This is a genomic window from Ardenticatenales bacterium (assembly GCA_020634515.1).
Classification (GTDB): Bacteria; Chloroflexota; Anaerolineae; order Promineifilales; family Promineifilaceae; genus JAGVTM01.
Genome location: JACKBL010000003.1, coordinates 579,415 through 602,964 on the forward strand (window position 1 = coordinate 579,415; position 23,550 = coordinate 602,964).

Sequence of the window (23,550 nt, forward strand, 5' to 3'; positions counted from 1 at the left end):
CACCGCCGCGCCCACCGGAGGTTGGGCTTGCCTTTACTCTACCAGAAAATGGAGGAGGGGATCAACCGATTTCGCGCTCAAATCTGGGCGAGAAAGGCGTTTTTCTCCACGGTGGGCAGCATGGTATCCGCGCGGCAAGCGATGGCAATGGTTCCGTTGGGCGAGAAATTGAATTGGGCGGACAACAGCGCCTGTTTTCGATCCGCGTCCCCTTCCGATGAGAGGAATATCTGCTCACAATAGCTGGCGATATCCTCGATGATCCGGTCGTAACGATAATAGGCCAGCGCGGCGGCGTCAACGGGTGTTGACCCGTATCCCTGATAGAACAACGACGCTTCTTCCTGTAAAGTGTGCCCTCTGCCGCCCAAACCACTGCCCACAAACATCAAGTCCCGCTCTTTGGGTGCGAAGATGAGCGTATCCCAATCGACGATGTAAAGTGCGCCGTGGGCATCAATCAAGATATTCCAGGCGTGCAGGTCCGCGTGACAGAGGACGAATTCCGTGGGATGGGTTTGGAGCGCGCGCGCCAGCCGCTCCGCCCGCGCCACCAACATGGTGAGGAGGTCGCGCCGACTGCGTAGGAAGGCGGCCAGTTCCCGCGCCACGGAATCGAGATAGGTCTCGCCATTCAGGTGCACCAGGAATTGGGTGAGGGATGCGCGCCACTGTGGGGAGAATGTTTCTCGCGGTATGTCACGGGTAATGGTTGCGGGGATGGGGGTCGTATGCAGTTGTTTCAATGCCGCGCCCCACTCCATGCGCTGCCGATCCGCCAGGGGTTGGGCAAAGCCGTCGCGTCCTTCGATGAAGGGGTAAAGGACCACGACGTAGGGAGGCAGGTCCGCCCAGAGTTTTCCGCTCCGCGTGGGCAGCGGGGGGATCACTTGTTTCAGACCCAGGTCGGCGAGGTGTCTGGGCACGGCAACGGAAGCCTCGTACAGAGCGCCCTGTCTTAATTTGACGAAGTAGGGGGGGAGAATGCCGGCATCCGCGCGATACACCGCCGTCCGCAAATCCGCCCCCAGAGGCAAGAAACGCAGATCATCGACCGGCAGGCCATATTCTTCTTGCAGACAAGCAACAATTCTCTCATCGGCCAGCGCGGGTTTTTCCAGCATGTGCCGCCTCAGCCTCCGGGTCAGCGTGAATTGAGCCAGGTTTCGCGGTAATCCATGCCAGATAATGGCCCATCGCCTCACGCAGCGGCGCCGACTGGCTGTCGCCACGGGCGCGCTCCATGCGGGATGCCGTTTCAAAGAAGCAGTCGGTAGCCGCGTGCAGCGCGCGCCATAACTCTCCTGGTTCCAACCGTTGCGGGAACGTTTGCGCCAGCGCCGCCAGCCTATCCGACGGCAACCGGTCTACTTCGCGGAAGTGGGAGAAGTTCAGGCCACCATGCGCGGCTTCCAGCTCAATTGTGCGATTGCGGATGTGTTCCAGTTCCGGCTAAAGCCTCCACTCCCCGCGAGTTCTTGTTCCGGCTAAAGCCTCCACTCCCCGCGAGTTCTTATTCCGGCTAAAGCCTCCACCCCCCGCGAGTTCTTGTTCCGGCTAAAGCCTCCACTCCCCGCGAGTTCTTGAAGAACCACGGCTTTTTCCTCTGCTACCGGTTGCTCTCGGCTGCGTTCGGAATGAAGGTGACATCAAAGCTGCCGTAGGCCAGGTGCGTCAGGGGATCGTCCACGCCAAAGGGACCGATAACGGTTTCCAGATTGTAGACGCCTGCCGGCATCCAGGCGGGCAAGGGCAGGGAAAGGGTCGGATTGATATTCAAACCTGCCGGCAGCGTCACCCCCTGCGCCAGCGGAATGGGAAAAGGCGAAGCGGCGGGGATGGCGGGGCTGGCGAGGTAGAGCCACAGGTCCCCCTGCTGCGTCTCCCCGCTGACGTTCTGGATGTTTAGCGTCCAGGTGAGGTTGCCGCCGGGCGTGTACGTGTCCGGGTGGTTGACCACATTTACCGTGACTTTGGGCGTCCGCTCCGGGTCGCTATAGTGCAGGAACTTGCTCATCTGCGCGCTGTTCGGGCCAACCGTCCAGCCCTCGCTCTCATTAAAGAAGAACAGGTCAAACGGATCGGCGAAGGGGTGGAAATCCATCTCCGCCCAGGTCTCGCCGCCATCCGTGGTGTGATAGAGCAGCGTGCGCGCCGTTGCCTGATTATCCTCGTAGCCGGCCACCCAGCCCTCGCGGCGATTGAACATGTGGATGGCCTGGATGGCCGCCACATTTTCCTTGCCAAAAAACTGCTGTTCCCAGGTCAGGCCGCCGTCGGTGGTGTGGAAAATCCAGCCATGCGCCACGCAGCAGCCCGTTTCGTAGTAACCGGTCACCCAGCCTTCGTTCCGGTTGACGAAGTTGATGTCGGTGAGGGTGAAGCCGGGTTGCTCAAAGATTGTGGTCCAGGTTTGCCCGCCATCGGTGGTGACTTCGGCGACGGCCAGCCATTGGTCCCCGGCGCTGCCGGCATCTGGCGCAAAGCGTTCGTCGGCAGGCACACCCAGGACGCCTGCGGTGGCCGCCAGCGGCCAGACACCCCCGGCCAGGAAGCCGACATTTTCATCCAGGAAATGCAAATCAGTCGGCCAGGCATACGTCCCCATGGGGTCCCAATTCCAATTCCATTTTCGTTCCTCCCAGGTCTGGCCCCCGTCCGTGGAGTAGGCAACGCCATAGTAGGTATAGAAGAAGGGGGTCCAATCTCCCGTGGCAATGACCACATCTGGCGAAACGACCTGAATCTCCGTCCAGTAGGAGAATAATCCTTTGTTCCAGACGCTTTCCCAGGTCGTTCCCCGGTCGTCGGTCTTCAGAATCGCATCGTTCATGTTGAAGAACAGCTTGACGCCGGAGCCGGTGGCGAAGGCGGTGTTGCCGTCCTGCCAGGTTATGTCGGTGAGGGCGAGGTTGGGGGTGGTGTTGAGGACGGATTGCCAGGAAATGCCGGCATCCATCGTACGCAGAATACGTGGTCCAATCAGGTTCTTCGCGCCGACGCTCAACCCGGTCTGCGGGTCGGCAAACGCAGTCGCCAGCACCAGTTCATTGACTGTGGCTCTCTCCTCCCAGGTGCCGGTTGTAGGATTGGCGTAGGCCACGCCGCCCGCCAACGCCAACAGAATGAGGCACAACAACAGTTTCGTTCCTCTCTTGCCTATCATGATACTTCCTTTTACAGTGCGGGATAGGTTTTCGCAGCGCACCAGACGCACGCCGCGCCGGCACGGTTCCTGGGCGAGGGGTGTGATAGGTGGCTGCGTCCATGCCGGCATGATTGACACACCCCCCCTTACCCAATTGGTCCAATCTCTCGGAGACGAGAATAGATACAAATGATCTTCCCGGAAGCGTCGTCACGGATGATGGCCCTGGGGAGCAGCTTCCGGGAAGATGTTATTTCTCAAAGTTCAACAATTATGAACCCGTCTTGGGAAAACTCAAGTCCAAACGACCACTATGTGCGCCACATAGACACGGCTTTCGGGCGCGGAAGGCAACAACTCAGGCGCAACAGAATAATCGGCCTATGTTTCCGGCAGGAGGGTGGCGGTGAGGCGGGGGATGAACTCGTCATCCAGGCGCGCGGCGAATTCGGCCAGGAGACGGCCCGCGCGTTCGATGTCGCGCAGGTCGGCGGACTCCACCATGGTGTGCATGTAGCGCAGGGGGATACCGACAATGCCCGTGGGAATGCCGGCACGCGCAATATACAAAGCCATCGCATCCGTCCCCGAATAACGCGCGTGCGGCTCCGTATGCACCTTCATTTCCAGCGCCCCCGCCGCCTCCTTCAGCGCCTCATACACGCCCATGTGTACATTCGGTCCCAGGCCAATCGTCGGCCCCTCCCCCAGGCCAAACGTCTGCTCGTCATTCGCGCCCGGCCCCTTGCCAAACGTCACGTCAATCGCCAGCGCCACGTCCGGCTGCCGCGCGAAGGCGGTTGTGGCCGCGCCGAGGAGGGCGGTCTCCTCCTGCGCCGAAGCGACGGCGATCACGTCCCAGGCGTGCCGCCGCTGGCTGAGGACGTCCAGGCAAACGGTAAGGGCGACGACGGAAGCGCGATTGTCCAGGGATTTGCCGGCAACGCGCTTGCCCAACAACGTACGCAAAGGTTGATGAAAGCTGACAAAATCCCCCACCGACACCCATTCGCGCAGTTGGCGCAACGGCAGTCCCACGTCAACAACCAGCGTCTCATAGCCGAACACCTTGCTCTGCTTGCCGTCGGGGAGCATTTTTGCCGGCAGCGCCCCAATCACCCCCGGCAAATCATGGTCGCCCTGAGCGCGCCCATGCACCATCACCCGCTGCCCCAACAAATGGCGCACATCCACGCCGCCAACGTTGGTCACACGCAAAAAGCCATACCCCTCCTCTCCTGAAGGATACGCATCCATCGACTTCACCATCAGGCCGATCTCGTCCATATGCGCGGCAACAAGCAAACGCGGGCGCGGTGCGGCTCCTTGCCCCTCCTTCACGGCAATCAGGCTGCCCACCCGGTCAATCGTCAGATGATCCACGTAGGGCTGCCAGGCGTCGCGCACCGCTTGCGCGATGGGTAACTCCGCACCAGAAGGTCCGGGCGTTTCCGTAAGCGTCTTGAGTAAGGATTCCAGGTCTACCATGTTTTCTTTTTTCCCAGACGCGCGGCGCGCCGTAGATACGTTATCGGGCTTCAGGCCGTGGCTCATCACCGCTCCATTGTCCTTCAACTGCCGGGTTTTGACCAACTCCGCCCTTATGGCTGTCCGCAATTACTGGAAACTGACGTTTCTGGCGTGGAGGCTTCAGCCGGTCCACAAATGGGGGTTGACCCGGCTGAAGCCTCGACTCCGAGGTATTGTTGTTTGACCGGCCGCGGCAGACCTCCGCGCCAAATCAAGCAACGATCCCTACCAAGTCATACGAGCGCCCAGATGTTGCAACTGGCCGTTCGGGAATTGATCACGAGCGACGGTCACCAGATCGACAACCGTCTTCGCGCCCTCGCCAACCTCCATCGGCGCTGCATCGGTTCCGAGATCGGTCTTCACCCACCCGGGATGGGCAGCGGCGGCCGCGATCCCTTTGCTCGCCAGCGTTTTCGATTGAATCAGCGTTAGCATATTTAGCCCGGCCTTCGAAGTCGAGTATCCGATAGACATGAAGCCCCCGACCTGATCCCACGCGTTCTCAGCAGTGCCTATTGAGCCGAGCATCGAAGATTGGTTAATCACCCGTGCGTCATCGCTACGCGAGAGAAGCGGCATGAGCGCTTCGGTAATCGCGTAGGGGGCAACGAGGTTTATCTCAAGGGTGCGGCGAACCTTGTCTGCGTTGGTTGGATTCCCGTCCCACTCAAGGGCGACCCCGGCGTTGTTCACAAGCACGTCGAGCTTGCCGAAAGTCGTTTCGACATAGTCCACAAGGTTGGCGATATCGTCTGGGTTGGTGACCTCAAGACGAACCGTGTGGGCGTCGTACCCTGCAGCCACGAGTTCAGCCGCCGCCGCGTCCCCAGCCTGTTCGTCCCGTGCCGTAAGGATCACCGTGTATCCAAGTGCGCCTAACTGCCGGCCGATCTCCTTGCCTAAGCCCTTGTTAGCTCCTGTGATGAGTACTACCTTACCATTCTTCGTTATCACGATTACATTTCCTTTCTGCCGCCTGAGTATGTTTTCTCGCCGGGCGTGAAGAGGCGGCTGACCTGACGCACCGAACCCGTAACTTTAATTGTTACAGTTTGAATGAAAAAATTTTGTCTGTTGGCAGCCAACAGACAAACGAACAAACTAATCGCGTCCTTCCGCTTCTATCACCTGTTGGGCAACCTGGGCGAGGGTGGTTTGGGATAGGGTGTCGGAAACGGCCGTTTCCGCCCCTTGAAAAACAGCTTCCATAATCGGGTCAATGTTGCGGCTGCAAATACAGGACAGGTTCTTTTTGCGCTTACCCAAAGAGAACAGCGTGTTCGGCCGTTCCACCGCCTGAAAGACGTCTCGCAGGGTGATTTGCCGTGGGTCACGCGCTAATTGCACGCCGCCGCCGACGCCGGAACAGGTTTTCACCAGCCCCGCTTTGTCCAAGGGGCTGAGAATGCGGCGAATAACCACCGGGTTTGTGCCCGCGCTGCCCGCCAGATATTCAGAAGTAGTAGGGTTGCCTTTATTTTCCAACGCCAACAACGTCAAAATGTGGGTGGCGACGGCAAAACGGCTACTGATGCTCATAGATTGCTCCAGATTCGCAACAATTGTAGTTACGAATCTGGATTTTGTCAACATCTATGACGGCCGTTCCTCCTTCGAAAATGATCTTCCCGGAAGCGTCGTCACGGATGATGGCCCTGGGTAACAGCTTCCGGGAAGATGTTGTCATTGATGGTGGTGCGCCGTGGCGCATGAGGTCTCCTTCGAAAATGATCTTCCCGGAAGCGTCGTCACGGATGATGGCCCTGGGTAACAGCTTCCGGGAAGATGTTGTCATTGATGGTGGTGCGCCGTGGCGCATGAGGTCTCCTCTAAAAATAATGGCTCTTTCGGATTTCGCGGGGTCTACCCCACACATATGGATTTGGAGTGAAGGCTTTAGCCGATTCTTGCGCACATATTCCGGCTAAAGCCTCCACTCCCCGCGAATTCCTAGAGTACTTTGGTTTTCCCTAACGTAGCTTTTGTGCAATCACAGCATAATTCGCAAAAATACGGGTTTTTTGAAAGCGCCGAAAAACGGTCAAAAAACCACATCTGGCTTTCAACCAACCAAGATCGACGACAGTTACGAAGCTCGCCCGCATTTTGCACCCAAATTTCGCCGCCAATTACGCAAAACTTACGACAGCTGGGTGATGAATTCTTGAAATTGACGGCCGTTTCTCAATACCGGCCCATGCCCAAAACAAATAATTTCCGGGTTTAATTCAGCGACCTTACGCGCCGATTCCCGATTCTGCGCCGGGTCGAGTGTATACCCGGGACGCGGTTCGCTCAAGCGCACCCGTCCAAACTCATTGGCATGAATCAGCACATCGCCCAAAATCAACACCCTGTCCGATGCCCGCCAAAAAGCTACATGACCGAGAGCGTGCCCTGGCGTGTCAATGACCGTAAAGCCTGCCACTTCATCCCCTTCATGCAAAATGCGGTTGACAGGATGGGCAGGTCCCGCAAAAAGCCATTTGGAAAGGGTGGCTATCGGACTATTAGGCATCTGGCTTGACAGATCGCCGCTTTCCATCGCCGTTACGCCTGCTTCAGGACACCAGAGGGGGATGCCCAATGTTTCGCAGACCGCTTTGCTGGCCCCTTGATGATCGGGATGAACGTGCGTGAGGGCGTGAGCGGCAACGTCGCGACCTTTTAACTGGCGCAAAATTCGTTTTTTGTCCATACGTGCGCCGGCATCTACCAACACATCACCCATCAAATAGGTGTTGATCGCGTATTTGGGAAATCCGTTAAGTAAATACAGGTCGGGGGCAATTTGTTCCATTTTTGTAACTGTTCAGCCTCGGGGGTATATGGTCCAAGAGATCTTCCCGGAAGCGCGATTTCAAGTCCAAAATACCTCACTATTCAACTCATTTGGCGTCAAAACAGCTTCCGGGAAGGTGGTCGTGAATAGTTATCCATTTTTTAAGACAACGAGGTTGTTTCCTGACCGCTCCTTCAAACTGGCGCTGCAATTCGCGTTTTATTTCAGCGCCAGTCCTCACCCTTCCACCGTCGGCGGCGGCGTTTCCGTGGGCAGGTCGGGAATCGGCGTCTCCGTCGGCGGCGCCAGGGTATCGGTCGCCGTGGGAAGCGGGGTATCGCTGGGCGGTGGCGTGTCCGTGGGCAAAGGCGGAGGCGTATCGCTGGGGAGGGGGGTTGACGTGGCCGTGGGCGGTGGCAGCGTCGCCGATGGGGTGAGCGTGACGATGGCGGGGATGGTGCTGGTGGCCGTGGGCGTGCCCGTCTCCGTGGCATTCGGTGTGCCTGTACCCGTACCCGTGGGCGTGGGCGTGGGCGTGGGCGTGGGCGTCGCGGAGGGGGTGGCGGAGGGCGTGGCCGTGGTTGGTTGCGGGATGGGCGTTTCGGTCTGGAACTGACCGGGCGTGGCAAAGAGGGTGGGCGTGGGGCGGGTACTGGTAGGTTGGGGGGTGATGGTCGGTTGGGAGGTGGGGGAGGCGGGGGCGTTGGGGGGCAGGGTGGCGGCGAGGGTGGGCGTGGGGGTGAGGGTGAGGGTGATGATGGCGGGCAGCGTGGGCAGGGCGTTAGGGTCGGGGGCGAGGCGGTAGAGGATAATGCCGGCACAATAGCACGGCAATGTCATCGCAATAATGCCCAACAAGAAAAAATACGTAAACCGTCGTGATTGCCGCATCGCTAATAACCCCTCTCATACCAGGCGCGCGGATAATAGACCACATCTACCATATTGGCAACCCGCTCAACTTGGCCTACCTTCAACATAACTGGTATTATTGCGCGAATCAAACCCCGAAAGACTCGTCTGCGAAAACACCCCGCCAGACGCTCCCCGGACGGCTCTGCGCCCTTTCCCGCTGGTTGGAAAAGAGCAGAAGTCAGAATCAAGCAAAACAATATATCATTCCCTCGCCTTGTGCGTCCCTATTCAGGAGGAAACTAGATGAGTAATGGGCTGCAATCCCAGGAAGAAATCACCCTCAGCCGCACCCTCGGTCTGCTCGACATCACCATGATTGGTGTGGGAGCCATGATCGGCGCAGGCATATTTGTGCTTACGGGCATCGCCGCGGGCGAAGCAGGGCCGGCCCTGGTTCTGGCTTTCCTTCTCAATGGCATCACGACCACTTTCACGGCGCTCTCCTATGCCGAGTTGGGATCCGCCTTTCCCGAAGCAGGCGGCGGCTATTTGTGGGTGAAGGAAGGCATGGGTGGCACGCAGGGCTTCCTGGCCGGGTGGATGAGCTGGTTTGCGCACGCCGTGGCCTGCTCGCTCTATGGCCTCGGCTTTGGCCGCTTCGCCGTCGAGCTGCTCTCCCTGGGTTATCCGGGCGTACTGGACCACGCCCACAGCCTCACGCTCCTGTTCATGGGCATCATCGTTATCCTCTTTGCCTTCATCAATGTACGTGGAGCCAGCGAAACGGGGCTGGTGGGCAATGTCGTGACTATTGCGAAGGTGATCATTCTGGGCATTTTCATTGTCGTCGGCGTGCGCGCCATGTTCCTGCGCCCGGATTTGAACGTCTTCACGGAGAACTTTTTGCCGCACGGCCTCAGCGGCGTGTTCGTCGCTATGGGATTGACCTTTATCGCCTTCGAGGGGTATGAAATCATCGCCCAAAGTGGCGAAGAGGTGAAGGACCCGATGCGCAACATCCCGCGGGCGATCTTCATCTCCATTGTGATCGTCGTGATCATTTACGTCCTGGTGGCGCTGGTGGCAATTGGCGCCGTGACGGTTCCGGCGAATGCCGGCAATATCCCCGTCTGGGATTATCTGGCCCAAGCCCGCGAGGTCGCCATCGTACGCGCCGCCGAACAGTTCATGGGCCGTTGGGGCGGCATCCTCATCCTCATCAGCGGCCTCGCCTCCACTATGTCCGCCCTCAACGCCACCATCTACTCCTCCTCCCGCGTCTCCTTCGCCATGGGGCGCGACCACAATCTGCCGGACATCTTCGGTCGCATCCATCCCCGGATGCACACCCCCTTTGGGGCCATTGGCATCTCCGCCGTGCTAATCATCATCATGGCCCTTTCGCTGCCCATTGACCAGGTAGCGAAAGCGGCGGACGTCATGTTCCTCCTCATGTTTGCCCAGGTTAACATCACCTTGATGACCCTGCGACGGCGGCGACCCGACCTGGAGCGCGGCTATCGCGTCCCCCTTTTCCCCTGGCCGGCCCTGATCGGCATCGTCACCAACATGGCGCTGGCGATATTCCTGGCCGTGGAAACAGGGCGCGTGGGCATCATCACCATCGCCTGGATCGCCGTCGGCATGATGCTTTACTGGGGCTATTTCAAGAACAAAGAGCAAATGGAACGCCCACACGAAGTGCTGCACCGCGAGGCGCTGGTGTCGGTCAACTATTCGGTGCTGGTTCCGGTCGCGGACGAGGCGCAGGCGTCTCAGTTGGGCCGCCTGGGCAGCATCCTGGCGCGTGAGCATCGGGGGGAGGTGCTGGCGTTGAATGTGATCAAAGTGCCGGCAACGTTACAACTCTCCGATGGCCGCTACTTCCTCAAAGAACGCCGCCCCATCGTGGAACACGTCATTGCCGAAGCGCGTCAGTTTGACGTTCCCGTACACACCGTCATCCGCCTGGGGCGCTCCGTATCCCACGCAATCGTCAAAACAGTCGCCGAGAATGCCAGCGACATGCTCCTCTTCGGCTGGCCGGGAACATCCAGCTCCAATGAGCGACTCTTTGGCTCCGTCATTGACCACGTCATCGCCAATCCGCCCACAGACATCGCCATTCTGCGCTCGCGCCCCTTTGACAAGCTGCACCGCATCCTCGTGCCCGTGGCCGGCGGTCCCAACAGTCGGCTGGCCCTGAGTACGGCCATCGCCCTGGCCCGCAACACGCCGGAGTCATCGCAAATTGTGCTGATGCACGTAACGCCGCCCAACATGGACACCGCCGTCGCCCAGGCACAGGCGGAAAACGCATTCCGCTATGCCACCAACGGATCGGATTATGCGCCTATCGACAAGAAGCGGGTGGAGGCGAGTTCGCCGCTTGCCGGCATTCTTCGGGAAGCAACCAGCAGCGACATCGTTGTCATGGGCGCAACCAGCGAACCCCTGTTCCGCAACCTGCTCGTCGGCAGCATCACCCGCCAGGTCGCCGACGAAGTGGAATGCCCCGTCCTCATCGTTAAACGCCGCAGCAGCCCCGTGGCCGCCGTCCTGCGCGAAACCATCCTGCCACCCGTCGTCCGCAATGAATGATTAAGGCGCATCCGTTAATAAAGGCTTCACTCGGGAATTGATGGATGCGCTGGAAGGGTTCTCGTGTACGGGAAAGGCCAAAGTTAATTCCGAGCGAACCCTTCGTAACCGTTCGGAATTAACCTCACGGAGATTGGTTCAATCTCACGGATTGAACCAATCTGCAAATCACTAAGTTGTTTTTGAACGTTTACTTAGTTCAGATTGGACCTATTTTTTTCTGGTGAAATTGGTCCAATCTTGACCATTCCCCAAACGGGAGGAGCAACGCTGTGAACCTCTTTTACAATGGGGACTGAAAGGCTATCGTCCCGATTGTAACCCCTTCTCCGCCATGCTATAATTCGTCTCTGTATTTCGCGTTATGGAAGGAAGAAGGGGTTTCTATGCCATTTGACCTGTGGGGGGCAAACGCGACACCACAAATCGTCCTGCCACAACGTCCACTCATTGGTTATTTTCTCCTGGCGTTGTACCTTCTCGCGTTCGGCGCGTTGCTGGTAAACCATCGCGCCGACTGGCGGCAACTGCGCGGCGGCCGCCGTTGGCTTTGGACCTTGCTGCTGGCGCTGGCCTCCCTTCTCCTGAGCCAGACTTTCACCTTCAGCTTTGCCACCCGCGCCCCCTTTGCCCTCTCCGATACCCTGCAAAGCGCCACCGCCACCGGCACGCCGTTTGGCCTTATCCCCATTCTCCTGGCGGCCATCACGCTAAACCCGACCGCGGCACTGCTGGTCGGTTTTTTTAGCGGGCTGGGGCGGGCCTTGTGGCAAACGCATCAGGTCCTCACTCCCTTTCATTTTGCGTTTGCCGGCATTTTCCTCAGTTGGACATGCCGGCAACCCTACACCGGTCGATTCTACGCCTGGCTGCGCCGCCCCCTCGTCAGCGGACCGCTGACGCTCCTCTTGACGGCCCTGCTCATCGCCCCCGCCACCTTCGCCTACATTGCTCCCAACACCACCTCCCTCTCCGCCTTCGATCTCGCTCTCTCCACCGCCTGGACATACCTGCCCCCCCTGCTGCTGGAAGCCATCCTCAGCAGCCTCGCCGTCACGCTCCTCCTCGTCGGACTCCCACGGCTCCTGCCGCCGCCCGCACCCAGTCGCCCCTCTCCCCAAAGCCGCAGCCTGCGCTGGCGTCTGCTCGGCAACTTCTTCCTCTTCGCCCTCATCCTCATCTTTCTCCTCCTGATCGTCGTCTACAACGTGGCGGTGCTGGTTTCGCAACGGCTGGTTCTCAATCAAATGGCTTACAACGCGCAAACCGTCTCCAGCACCATCCCCGACTTCCTCGCTCAGCGGCAAAATTTGCTCGTGCAATATAGCCAGGAACCGGATTGGCTCACTGCCGATGCCGCCACGCAGACCCAAACGCTGCGTCAGCTCTTCCGCAGCGGCCCCTTATACCGCCGCGTGATACTGGCGGACAGCCAGGCCACGGTGCGCGCCGCCTACCCCAACGATGCGACCAATCCGTTGCTCACCAGCCTGGAACGGGCAGCCGTGGCCGAGGCCATCAGCACCCGTGCCTTCCTCACCAGCGCCGCCCAGGTGACGGCCGTAGACGGCTATACGATCAGTTTCATCGTCCCCGTACCCGGCAGTGACGGCCAGCCACAGGCTGCCCTGATCGGGCGCGCGCCGGAAACATCCCTCATGACCCTCATCGCAGGATTGCAAGGAACGCGGGGCGAAGGCATCGGATTCCTGGTGGACAGCGCCGGACAGATTATCGCCCATCCGCGGGCCGAAAACCTGCTGACGATCTGGAAAGCGCCTATCAGCGGCCCGCGCCCGGTGAACGACACCGCCGCCGCCTTCACGTACGAAGGGCGGGCGGCGCAAACCAACGCCCGCGAACTCGTGGTCTACGTCACCGGTCAAGATCATCCGTGGACGGTGGTCACGGCCGTGCCCTACGAAGTCGTGTTAGGGCTGGCGCTGACCATCTCCGCGCCGATGGCCAGTGTCTTACTGCTGGCCGCCGCTTTGTTTGCCATCAACCTGATCTATTTATCGCGCAGCATCACGCAACCTTTGGGCAAACTGGGACAGGCCGCGGGCGACATCGCCGCCGGCAATCTGGATACTTCCGTGACGGTGAAGGGGGAGGATGAGATTGGGCAGTTGGGTCGGGCGTTTGAACAAATGCAGCGTTCGCTGCAAAAACGGCTGGATGAGTTGTCGCTGCTGCTGGGCGTGAGCCAGGATGTGGCGGCACATATTGACATTCGGGCGGGAATGCCGGCACTTCTCCAGGGAGCCATCCGCGGTACAGGGGCCGCCGGCGTGCGCATTGTCGTCCTCAACCCCAATCACCCCCACCCCCTCACCTTTGGCGAAGGCCCCGCCGCTGCCGACATGGCCGCCTACGACCGCCAACTCATGAGCCTGACACGGCAACACGGCGAACAACGCTTCTCCTCCGCGGCAGAGATCCAGGCGGCGCTCACCCTGCCCACTGACCAGCCGCCCCCACCGGGCGGACCACTTCGCGGCCCGCTCGGCGGCCCGCTCGGCGGCCCGCTCGGCGGCCCGCTTGGCGGCCCGCTTGGCGGCCCGCTTGGCGGCCTTATCGCCATTCCCATCCGCGGCGGCAGCCGCTTCCAGGGCGTCCTCGTCCTCGGCTACCGGCAGCCGCGCCAATTTGCCGAAAGCGAATTGAACTTGCTGCACACACTTGCCGGCCTGGCAGCCGTGCAAGTCATCAACGGCTTTCTCTTCGCCAGCGCCGAAGGCGGACGCCGCCGCCTGGCCGCCGTCCTCGCCAGCACCAGCGACGCCGTGATCGTCACCGACCAGACAGAACGGGTGCTGCTGGTCAATCCGGCCATGGAGCGCGCCTTTGCTTTGCCCGTGGCGAACACCATCAACCAGCCTGTCCGCCGCGTGATCCAACTGCCCCGCCTGCGCGAACTGCTGACGGAACCCATTGATCGGTCGCGCCAGATGGAAATTGAGACGGAGAGTGGCAACACGTGGTACGCCAACGCCGCCACCATCATCAGCAACAGCGGGCAGGTAATGGGGCGCGTGGTGGTGCTGCACGACATCACGACGTTGAAGGAAGTAGACCGGCTGAAATCGGAATTCGTGCAGACGGTGTCGCACGATTTGCGCAGCCCGCTGACGTTTATGCAGGGGTATGCGACCATGCTGCCCATGGTGGGGGATTTGAATGAGCAGCAACAGGTGTACGCAACCAAGATTAAGGCCGGCATTGAGCAGATGACCGTGCTCGTGAATAATCTGCTGGACCTGGGGCGCATTGAGGCGGGCGTGGACCTGGTGCTCTCGGATGTGGACGTGGAGCAACTTATTCAGGCCATCGTACGGGATTATGAAACGCCGGCGGCGGAGGCTGGGCTGAACTACGTGGTGGAGATTCCGGCCAAACTACCGCCGCTGCACGGAGATGCCGGCTTGATTCGCCAGGCGCTTTCCAACCTGGTGGGCAACACAATCAAATATGCGCCCCAGTCCGGTGCGGTGGTGATCCGGGCCGCACAAGTTGGGGAGGAAGTGATCGTGAGTGTGCGGGACCGGGGGCCGGGCATCAGCCGCCAGGATCAGGCGCACTTGTTTGAGAAGTTCTTCCGCATCAAGGAACGGCGCACGGAACGGGTGAAGGGGTCAGGATTGGGACTGGCGATTGTGCATTCAATTGCCGAGCGGCATGGCGGGCGGGTGTGGTGCGAGAGTACGTTGGGCGAGGGGAGTACGTTTTTCCTGGCGCTGCCGGTGCGCCTTGCGTCCGTTGCCTGAGCCTGCCGCAGGCAAAAGGACAAGGGGTTATGGCGTGAGTTGATCGAGGATGGTTTGCAGTTCTGCCGGCATTTCCGCCTCCAACGACACCACATCCCGATCCGATGGCCGCCGGAACACAATGCGATAGGCGTGCAAAAAGTGGCGTGACAGCAGTAGCCGCTGTTTGCGCCGACCATAGATACGGTCGCCAACGATAGGGAAGCCCATGTAAGCCAGATGCACGCGAATCTGGTGCGTGCGCCCCGTGATCGGCTTGCAGGCCACCAGCGTGTAATCCGCGTAGGCCGTCACCGTTTCCACCTGCGTGCGCGCATCCCGCTTCCGCCCCTGCTCCGTCTCAATCACCTTCATCCGCTTGCGCTCCGCCGGGTCGCGGCCAATAGGCGCGTCAATCAGCGCCCGCGGCGGCTGCAACCGCCCCTCCACCAGCGCCAGATACATCTTCTCCACGGTGCGCGCCTTGAATTGCCCCTGCACGTAACGCAGCGCCCGCTCGTTCTTGGCCATGATCACCAGGCCGGACGTGTCCTTGTCCAGCCGATGGATGACGCCGGGGCGAATTTCGCCGCCGATGCCGGGCAGGTCGGGGCAGTGGGCCAGCACGGCGTGGACGAGCGTGCCCGTTTCGTGTCCGCTGCCGGGGTGGACGACCATGCCGGCAGGTTTGTTCACCACGATCAGGTCGTCGTCTTCGTAGCGAATGTCCAGGGGGATGGGTTCGGGTTGGAGGAGGGTGGGCGTCGGATCAGGAATGGTGGCGGAGACGATGTCGCCGCTGCTGACGCGATAACTGGCTTTCACGGAAATGCCGGCAACGCGCACCAACCCCTCCCCAATCAACCGCTGCCACTGCGCCCGGGACAACTCCGGCCACGCCGCCGCCAGCGCCCGGTCAATCCGGTCCCCTTCCGCCATCAACGCCAACGTCAATTCCCGCACAAGCAACCTCAATTCCGCCCTGGAGCAGTCGCGCTAACTCTCGCGCCCATTAACCTCTTCGTAGCCCGAGGAAGGCAACACCATCGCGCTCAAATCCCGCTCTCCCCCTTCCGGTGGTTCCCCCTGCGGTTCATCCTGGCGCGCGGCCGCGTTGGCCACCGCCTCCCGCCGCTGTTCCAACAGCATCAGCACCGCCAGAATCGCCACCCCGGCCACGATAGACGTATCCGCCACGTTAAACACCGGCCAGGGACCAAAATCAAGAAAATCCGTGACATGCCCCAGGCGGAAACGGTCAATGAGATTACCCAGCGCCCCCCCCATCTGCAAACCAAGCGCCAGACGTAATGGCAGGAGACCCGGTGGCAGGCTAAAGCTGTAGAAAACGATCACCAACGAAACCACGATGGCCACGATGGTGAACACCATGCTGCCCTGCGCGAACAGGCCAAACGCTGCGCCTGTGTTGCTCACGTGCGTGATACGGAAGAACGCCTCCAGCGAGGGAATCGGCGCGTAGGTTGTATTCAGCGGCATCCGCGCCTCTACGATGGCTTTGCTAAACTGATCCAGAGCAATGACAACCGCCGCCACCAGGAAAACGAACAACTGCTGTACCAGGGGCACGGTTTGCTTGGCTGCATTTCGAGATTGTGTCATGGAAGTCTCACAAAGCGAGTCAAGCACAAGCGGTAAGTGCTTGCTCGCGGTTGTTAGTTCAGATGGGTTCATTCTTGAGCTCACTGAAAAAACCGGGTTTTTTGATTGTCCGGCAAAAATTACCAGAGTGGTTCATGTGCAAAAACCCGGTTTTTGGCCTTTTTTCAGTAGAGTCAATCTTACGGATGCACCCTTAATTGTAAGGGAACTTCTCCGCCACGACCACCAGGACCACGCTGCGCGGCAGCGATACATGCTCCTCGCGCACGCGGAAGCCCGCCGCTTCCAGTGCCAGCCACGGACTGACGGCGGCTGACGTCACCGCCAGCCGCTGCCCTGTGATCGCGTACAGGCAGGCCAGCAGCCGCACCAGGACGCCGCGCCCGCGAAACTGCGCCTGGGGCACAATCACCAGGCGCCCGCCGGGGCGCAGCAGCCGCCAAAGCTGCGTTGACGCCTCCCGCTGCGTGATGAAGTCGGTGGGGAAAGTCGCCAGGATGTGGTCGAAGCTGTGGTCGGCGAAGGGCAGTGCCAGCGCCGACGCCCGGATCAGGGGTGAAGGGAGGCCGGCGCGCCGCAGGCGTTGCCGTGCCAATCGCCCCATGAAGGGGGAAAGGTCCACGCCCACGGGCGCAAATCCGACGCGGCGCAGGGCTACCAGCATATGTCCCGGACCGTGCGCCAGTTCGAGGATGCGGGGAGGGGTGGGGGAAGATGCCGGCAAAAACGCCAACCCCGCCGCCTGCCACGCCCGCCACTCTCCCAACGAAACAAGCCAACTGACCCCATCATACGTCCAGGCCAGTTCATTGTACAGCAGGCGAAAACCCGCCCGCACCCCCCGACGCCACCAACGAATAACCATACCCTGAATTGTACCGCAAAGCCGGGGCGCATACAGGTGCGCCAGGCAAGCAGCGCCCTCGCGCGGGACAGCATTCGCCCCACAAAAACGACGGTGTCAACAAGAACGCCGCGCACTCTGGGGCGCCACATAGCTTGACAGCCTTCGTCGCGTGTGCTACCCTGTAACCAGTGCCAAAATTATATCAAATATCAAATATCAGATGCTCTTTGGAGTCAGTCGTTCATGACAGATGTCCCCGCCGCGATTGTTTCGCACCAGCAACTACAGCAGAAAGTCTCCGCACGGTTGCGCGCCGACATCCTCAATGGCGTGTATCGACCGGGTGAATGGCTGCGGCAGAAGAAGCTGGCGCAACAGTTAGGGGTAAGCCAGATGCCCGTACGCGAGGCGCTGAAGGAACTGGCCGCCGAAGGGCTGGTGGAGCATCTTCCCTACCGTGGCGTGCGCGTCATCGCCTACGCCCCAGATGAAATCGCGGACATCTATCTGCACCGTGCCTTTTTGGAAGGACTGGCCGCGCGCACCGCTGCCGGCATCATCACGCCGGAGGAATTGAGGCAACTGGCACAACTGCTGGCGGAAATGCGGCAAAACCGTGCCCCCGAACAGCTCGCGGTCTATCGCCAGCTCAATCGCCGTTTTCACGAAAGCGTGTTTACGGCCAGCCGCCGCGGCTATCTGATCCGGGTGCTGAAGCAAATGTGGGATACGCTGCCCACGATGTTGTGGAGCAATTTCGCCCAGACTGCCTCCCAATCCCTCCCGGAACGCGACCTGCGCGACGAGCGAGAACATGCGGCCATTCTGGATGCCTTGACCGCGGGCGACGGAGCGGCGGCAGAAGAGGCCATGCGGCGGCATATTGAAAATGCCGGCATTCAACTCATCACCGCCCTGCAGAACACCCCCACACAACCCTGATGCGAGGTTCCATGCGTCTCTTCATTTCCCATCCCCACCGGAAAGCCCTTCATCTTTGTGTCGTACTCAGCATCGTACTCATGCTGAGCATCCTCCTACCTCACGCCGTCGCCCGCGCCATCACCCCCACCACCCTCATCCCCATCGGCGCGGGCTACGAAACCGCTACGCTGGAACTGTTCGCCGCCCGGGCCGCTGCCGGCAACAGCGACAGCGTCGTCCAACTTCGCCTCCTCCCCACCCCCTACGCCTCCGATCCCTTCTGGATTTCTCCCGCCGAACGCCAGGATAACTACAACACCGCCCTCACCCGCGCCGACCAGGTACTGGCCGCCTGCCAGGCGCAAGTGACGCCCCCGACCACGTGCGCCATCCTCGTCCCCGACATCCAGGTACGCAGCGACGCCTTCGATCAGGCCAAAGTCGCCCTGCTAGACGCCACCGTGGATGGCGTCTACATCGTCGGCGGCGACCAGACCGTCACCATGCAGGTGCTGGCAAACACCCCCGCCGAAGATGCGCTCGAACTCCTGTACATGGTCGGCGCGCCCATTGGCGGCAACAGCGCCGGCGCAGGCATACAATCCCGCTACATGATCGCCGGCTACACGGGGAACAACAACGCCTGGAACGGTCTGGAATATGGTTCGGTGGAACTGTGGTACGACCCCATTGGCAGCAGCTTTCGCGGGCTGCGCTTCGGCCTGCAAGAAAGCGTGATTGAGCAGCATGTGCTGGAACGCGGACGGCTGCCGCGGCTGCTGCAAGCGGCGCAGCGGCTACCCACAAACAGCCGTATCGGGATGGGCGTCGATTGGGGTACAGGCGCCGTTATCGACGACGGCCAGATCATCAGCAACATCGCCGGCGCATATGTGGCGCTGGTGGCGGACCTGGAAAGCTATGGCGCGGCGGATGCCGCCAGTTATGTTGGTCCTCACCACACGCTTGCTATGCGCAACACGGCGCTGCACGTGCTGCCCCCCGGCGGTTACGGTTATGATTTCGGTCAGCGCCGCCCCATCGTCAACGGCCAGATAGACCCGATGCTGCCGGACATCCAGGCGCGCAACCTGGCCCTGGTTTGCGCGCCCACGGCCACGGCGGCCCCTCTGCTAATAACGGGCGACCTGGGAACCGATCCCGTGGGCGTCGTCACACAGCGTTTCGCCGCGCAAGCGCAAGCCACCGGCGGTCCGACGCTGATATTAGCGGCCGGTTTTGCCCATGCCGGGGACGCGCTGGCGGAAGCCCTGCTATGGAAATCAGATTTGATGAGTCTGGGCGTGGACAATGTACAAACGGCAATTTTAGTGCATAATACGGATTTAGAGACGCTGGCCGCGCAGTTGGCAGCGGCCACGGCCCTCTTCATCACCGGGGACGATCAGGTCATCATGGCCGACCAGGTGGCAGCCTTGACCAGCTTTGGTATTGACGATCTGCTGGCGCAGCGATGGCAAGCAGGCGTTCCCATGCTGTTTGATAATGCCGCGGCGGCTGCCGTGGGGGGCTGGATGAGCGCGGAGCCAACACCCCTGACTCAGGAAGAAGTGGAAATCCAGGCCAGTGAGAGTTTCCTGGCCGACCATATCGCCATTACGCCCGGTTTGGCCCTGTTGCCAGATGCGGTCTTCGAGCCGCGCGTGTCCTACGACTACCTCTATGGTCGCCTGGTGAGCCATGCCGTTACGCACCCCACGGCGGTCGCTTTTGGCATCCAGCGGGGATCGGCCATAGAGGTGACACCGCAAGCGGCCCGTTTCCTGGGGGATGGAGCCGTCCTTGCCGTTGATGGGCGTTTCGCGCATGTGCTGGGCAGCGGCAGCAATAATGCGTGGGCGGCGACATGGTTGTTTGTGGACACATATGCCGGCAACGACGTCCTCGCCGACACCGCCTGCCCCCACAACCACGCCACCCTCTCCATCAATTTCCACTACCTTTGGAACAACGGCGAAACAGGCGACGGCATCTTCTACCTGGCTCCAGACGGCACGTTTGTTGACCAGGATGGGCATGATGGCAACTGGGGCTACAGTCAGCCGAACGCCCTTCTCTGGCTGCGACACGGCCTTAACCAGGACTGTGAGGCCCTGCGCCTGGCCCGGCTCGACGTGGGCGGCAGCATATCCGGCCTTCAAATCTGCACCGACGGGTCAGGCGGGCGCGGCGTCTGGTCTGGCGTCCTCCAACCAATAACCAACAACTGACATAACTGCCAGGCTAGATTGGACCAATTTTCACCGGAGAAAATTGGTCCAATCTCCAGAGAGCGTTAGCAGTTACCAACTGACAACGCCACTATTCACGACCACCTTCCCGGAAGTTGGTTTGATGCTAGATGACTTGAATGATGAGACGCTTGGGGCCGGAAATCAAGCTTCCGGGAATCACTGAAAAAACCGGGTTTTTCGATTGTCCGGCGGAAATTACCAGAGAGGTTCATGTGTAAAAACCCGGTTTTTGGCCTTTTTTCAGAAGATTCAACAATGAACAACTGATTTCGCAGGAGACTTCACCGGCTGTCGCCGACCACCATGAATGAAAATGATGTGCCGTCGTAGCCCAATTTTCCAAATCGGGCGGGCGATTTGGAAAATCGCCCTACATTTTCGAAGGAGAAGAGACCATGTCCAAAAATAGGAAAAATAAGTTGTTTGTCCTGATTGCCCTGTTGCTCATCGGCGCCATGGCGCTGATCGCCTGCGGCGGCACAACCGAGGCCCCCGGCGCGGAAACGGACCAGGAAACGACCACAGGCGAAGAAACAACCGGCGTGCAGCCGGCGGCAACGGAAGCCGCGCGCAAAGTCGCCACGTTCATCTTCACCCAGGAGTTTGACTCTCTAAACCCCATCTACAGCAGCATGTGGTTCTCGGCCATCACACAGCCAATCTGGAACGCATCCGCCTGGAACTTCGACGACCAGAACAATCCGCATCCCGTTTTGGTCACGGAGATACCCTCGACGGACAACGGCGGCATCTCAACCGATGGGCGCGTGATCACGCTTATGTTGCGGGATGATATTGTCTGGAATGATGGGGAACCCATCACGTCGGACGATTTCGTATTCACCTACCAGATGAGCATTGATCCCAAGAACCTGGTGGTGTCCACCTATCCGTATGACCTGATTGAAAGCGTGGAAGCGCCCGATGCCCAGACGGTGGTGACGACGTTCAAGGAGCCGTTCGTACCCTGGGCCGCGACGTTGTGGACGTATCTTTTGCCGGCACACGTCCTTCGTCCCGTCTATGAAGCAGAAGGAACCCTGGACACCGCCGACTGGAACGCCGCCCCCACCGTCAGCGCCGGCCCTTACCGCTTCGTCGAATGGGAATCCGGCAGCTTCGCCCGCTTCGTGCGCAACGAGAACTATTACAACGCCCCCCCCAACATCGACGAAATCTTCATCCGCTTCGTCCCCGATGACGCCTCCCAAGTCGCGGCCTTGCGTACCGGCGACGGCGACCTGGGAACCTTCATCGCCTACTCCGATGTACCCACCCTCGAAGACGCCGGCGTGCAAATCCTCTCCGTCGTCTCCGGCTACAACGAAGGCTGGTTCATGAACTTCCGGGACACGGCTAACCCGGCCCTGCAAGACGTGCGCGTACGCCAGGCCATCGCCATGGGCTTTGACCGCTTCAAACTGAACCAGGACCTCCTCCTCGGCCTCACCCAACCCGCCGTCACTTTCTGGGACGGCACCCCCTTCGCCGATCCCGCCCTGGAGCCGTGGCCCTACGACCCAGACCAGGCGCGCAAGCTGCTCGACGATGCCGGTTGGGTAGATAGCAACGGAGACGGCACGCGCGACAAAGACGGCGTAGAACTGGTACTGATTCACGGCACAACCACCCGCGAAATTCGCCAGGACACCCAGGCCGTGGCGCAGCAGCAGTTAGCCGAAATCGGCGTCGGTCTGGACATTCGCAACTACGAGTCAGACATCTACTTCGCCAGCTATGGCGAAGGCGGCCCCTGCGCCACCGGTGAACTGGACATCTGCGAATCCTCCAACTCTCCCTCCTTCCCCGACCCGGATACCAGCTACTGGTTGTGCAGCGAAATCGCCAGCGACGAGTCGCCCAACGGCGTCAATGACCAGGCCCTATGCGATCCGGAACTGGATGCGCTGTTCCAACTGCAAAAGACACAGGTGGACTTCAACGAACGGCAGGCCACCTTCCGCCAAATCTCGGACATGATGTTTGAGAAAATCTACTGGCTGGGCATCTGGCAAGACCCGGACATCTGGGCTGTCAGCGGGCGACTCACCAACGTGAAGTTGTCCGGCGCCACACCGTTCTACGACATCGCCAACTGGGATATGCAGCCGTAATTGCGGCAGCGAACGCAGGTGCGGCGCACTTTTCGGAAGTGCGCCGCACCATGGAGGTCCCCATGACCCGGTATGTCATACGCCGCCTCCTACAGGCGCTTCCCCTCCTTTTTGTGATCAGCGTTATCCTCTTCGTGCTGTTGCAAAACATGGGCGACCCGCTGGCCACGCTCGGCGGACGCCAACCCACCCGCACCGCCGACCGTGAGCGCCTCACGCGCCAGCTTGGTCTTGACCAGCCAATTTACAAACAGTACCTCTTCTGGCTAATCGGCAACGACTGGACCAAAATCGATCTGGATGGCGATGGTATCCCGGAGACGCCGGGCACGCGCCACGGTGTTCTCCGCGGCGACTTTGGTACGTCTCTGGTCAATCGCGGCAAGCCCGCCATGCAAATCATCTGGGAGCGTATCCCCAATACGCTACTTTTGATGATCCCCGCGCAGGTCCTTATCGTGGCTGCCGCCCTGATCATTGGCATCTATTCCGCCCTGCATCAATACTCACGCATGGATAACCTGGTAACGACGATTTCGTTTGTGGGTTTGTCCATGCCCATTTTCTTTGTGGCGCTGATGTCCATCTACATTTTTGCGGTTTTGTTTCAACGGTGGGGGCTGCCGCATTTGCCGGCAGTCGGCATGTTCGACCCCCGCATTGGCAAAACCGCCGGCCAGATCATCCTGCACATGATCCTGCCCGTTTCCAGCATCGCCTTCCTCAGCATCGCCGGCTACAGCCGCTACATCCGCGGCACCATGCTGGAAGTCATCGGCCAGGACTACATCCGCACCGCTCGCGCCAAAGGCCTGGACAACAACACCGTCATCTTCACGCACGCCCTCAAGAACGCCTCCCTGCCCATCGTCACCATCATTGGCCTCGACCTGCCCTTCCTGCTTGCCGGAGCCGTCGTCACCGAACGCATCTTCGCCTGGCCGGGCATGGGGCGGCTCTTCCTCGACCACCTCTCCCGCTCCGATTCCCCCGTCGTCATGGGCATCCTCGTCCTCCTCGCCATCGCCGTCATCTTCTTCCAAATTCTCACGGACATTGCCTACGCCCTTCTCGACCCGCGCATCCGCTATGATTAACGAGCATCCGTTAGCAGGAGAATGC

18 protein-coding genes are annotated in these 23,550 nt (G+C 60.3%); 7 read left to right on the forward strand and 11 right to left on the reverse strand.

Annotated elements, in window-relative coordinates:
- Positions 1–77: 77 nt before the first annotated feature.
- The 6 genes from H6650_11165 to H6650_11190 form a co-directional block, all read right to left on the reverse strand.
- Entirely contained in the window at positions 78–1,124 is a 1,047-nt protein-coding gene (locus H6650_11165; protein MCB8952563.1) for an aminoglycoside phosphotransferase family protein, read from the reverse strand.
- Positions 1,096–1,362 (reverse strand): hypothetical protein, encoded by a 267-nt coding sequence (locus H6650_11170; protein MCB8952564.1) that lies wholly within the window; start codon positions 1,360–1,362, stop codon positions 1,096–1,098. The genes H6650_11165 and H6650_11170 overlap by 29 nt, the downstream gene beginning before the upstream one ends.
- 247 nt (positions 1,363–1,609) lie before the next feature.
- Positions 1,610–3,166: a hypothetical protein gene (locus H6650_11175; GenBank protein MCB8952565.1), complete on the reverse strand. Its 1,557-nt coding sequence runs from the start codon at positions 3,164–3,166 to the stop codon at positions 1,610–1,612.
- Positions 3,167–3,529: 363 nt separating this feature from the next.
- Entirely contained in the window at positions 3,530–4,702 is a 1,173-nt protein-coding gene (locus H6650_11180) for a M20/M25/M40 family metallo-hydrolase (GenBank protein ID MCB8952566.1), read from the reverse strand.
- Positions 4,703–4,903: 201 nt separating this feature from the next.
- Positions 4,904–5,635: an SDR family NAD(P)-dependent oxidoreductase gene (locus tag H6650_11185; protein MCB8952567.1), complete on the reverse strand. Its 732-nt coding sequence runs from the start codon at positions 5,633–5,635 to the stop codon at positions 4,904–4,906.
- Positions 5,636–5,782: 147 nt separating this feature from the next.
- Complete coding sequence (locus tag H6650_11190) at positions 5,783–6,220, reverse strand: Rrf2 family transcriptional regulator (protein ID MCB8952568.1); 438 nt, start codon at positions 6,218–6,220, stop codon at positions 5,783–5,785.
- 56 nt (positions 6,221–6,276) lie between these two features.
- On the opposite strand from H6650_11190, the gene H6650_11195 reads away from it, so the two are divergent.
- Entirely contained in the window at positions 6,277–6,609 is a 333-nt protein-coding gene (locus H6650_11195; GenBank protein ID MCB8952569.1) for a hypothetical protein, read from the forward strand.
- Between the two features lie 212 nt (positions 6,610–6,821).
- Here H6650_11195 and H6650_11200 read toward each other — a convergent pair whose 3' ends face one another.
- Positions 6,822–7,481: an MBL fold metallo-hydrolase gene (locus tag H6650_11200; protein ID MCB8952570.1), complete on the reverse strand. Its 660-nt coding sequence runs from the start codon at positions 7,479–7,481 to the stop codon at positions 6,822–6,824.
- A gap of 219 nt (positions 7,482–7,700) precedes the next feature.
- Positions 7,701–8,354, reverse strand: a complete 654-nt coding sequence (locus H6650_11205) for a hypothetical protein (GenBank protein MCB8952571.1) — start codon at positions 8,352–8,354, stop codon at positions 7,701–7,703.
- Between the two features lie 267 nt (positions 8,355–8,621).
- Between H6650_11205 and H6650_11210 the strand changes: the two genes are divergently transcribed.
- Both H6650_11210 and H6650_11215 read left to right on the forward strand, forming a co-directional pair.
- Complete coding sequence (locus H6650_11210) at positions 8,622–10,919, forward strand: amino acid permease (GenBank protein MCB8952572.1); 2,298 nt, start codon at positions 8,622–8,624, stop codon at positions 10,917–10,919.
- Positions 10,920–11,305: 386 nt separating this feature from the next.
- Positions 11,306–14,686 (forward strand): HAMP domain-containing protein, encoded by a 3,381-nt coding sequence (locus tag H6650_11215; GenBank protein MCB8952573.1) that lies wholly within the window; start codon positions 11,306–11,308, stop codon positions 14,684–14,686.
- A gap of 27 nt (positions 14,687–14,713) precedes the next feature.
- Here H6650_11215 and H6650_11220 read toward each other — a convergent pair whose 3' ends face one another.
- From H6650_11220 to H6650_11230, 3 genes are all read right to left on the reverse strand, one after another.
- Entirely contained in the window at positions 14,714–15,604 is an 891-nt protein-coding gene (locus tag H6650_11220; protein ID MCB8952574.1) for an RluA family pseudouridine synthase, read from the reverse strand.
- A 57-nt stretch (positions 15,605–15,661) separates the two neighbouring features.
- On the reverse strand, positions 15,662–16,288 hold the full coding sequence (lspA, locus tag H6650_11225; GenBank protein MCB8952575.1) for a signal peptidase II: 627 nt from the start codon (positions 16,286–16,288) through the stop codon (positions 15,662–15,664).
- Between the two features lie 193 nt (positions 16,289–16,481).
- Complete coding sequence (locus tag H6650_11230) at positions 16,482–17,153, reverse strand: methyltransferase domain-containing protein (protein MCB8952576.1); 672 nt, start codon at positions 17,151–17,153, stop codon at positions 16,482–16,484.
- 225 nt (positions 17,154–17,378) lie between these two features.
- Between H6650_11230 and H6650_11235 the strand changes: the two genes are divergently transcribed.
- The 4 genes from H6650_11235 (at position 17,379) to H6650_11250 (ending at position 23,525) form a co-directional block, all read left to right on the forward strand.
- Complete coding sequence (locus H6650_11235; GenBank protein MCB8952577.1) at positions 17,379–18,077, forward strand: GntR family transcriptional regulator; 699 nt, start codon at positions 17,379–17,381, stop codon at positions 18,075–18,077.
- An 80-nt stretch (positions 18,078–18,157) separates the two neighbouring features.
- The gene (locus tag H6650_11240) at positions 18,158–20,290 is read left to right on the forward strand and encodes a Type 1 glutamine amidotransferase-like domain-containing protein (GenBank protein ID MCB8952578.1); all 2,133 of its coding nucleotides are present in this window, start codon (positions 18,158–18,160) and stop codon (positions 20,288–20,290) included.
- A gap of 419 nt (positions 20,291–20,709) precedes the next feature.
- Positions 20,710–22,428: a peptide ABC transporter substrate-binding protein gene (locus tag H6650_11245; GenBank protein ID MCB8952579.1), complete on the forward strand. Its 1,719-nt coding sequence runs from the start codon at positions 20,710–20,712 to the stop codon at positions 22,426–22,428.
- A gap of 62 nt (positions 22,429–22,490) precedes the next feature.
- Positions 22,491–23,525, forward strand: a complete 1,035-nt coding sequence (locus H6650_11250) for an ABC transporter permease (protein ID MCB8952580.1) — start codon at positions 22,491–22,493, stop codon at positions 23,523–23,525.
- Positions 23,526–23,550: the final 25 nt, after the last annotated feature.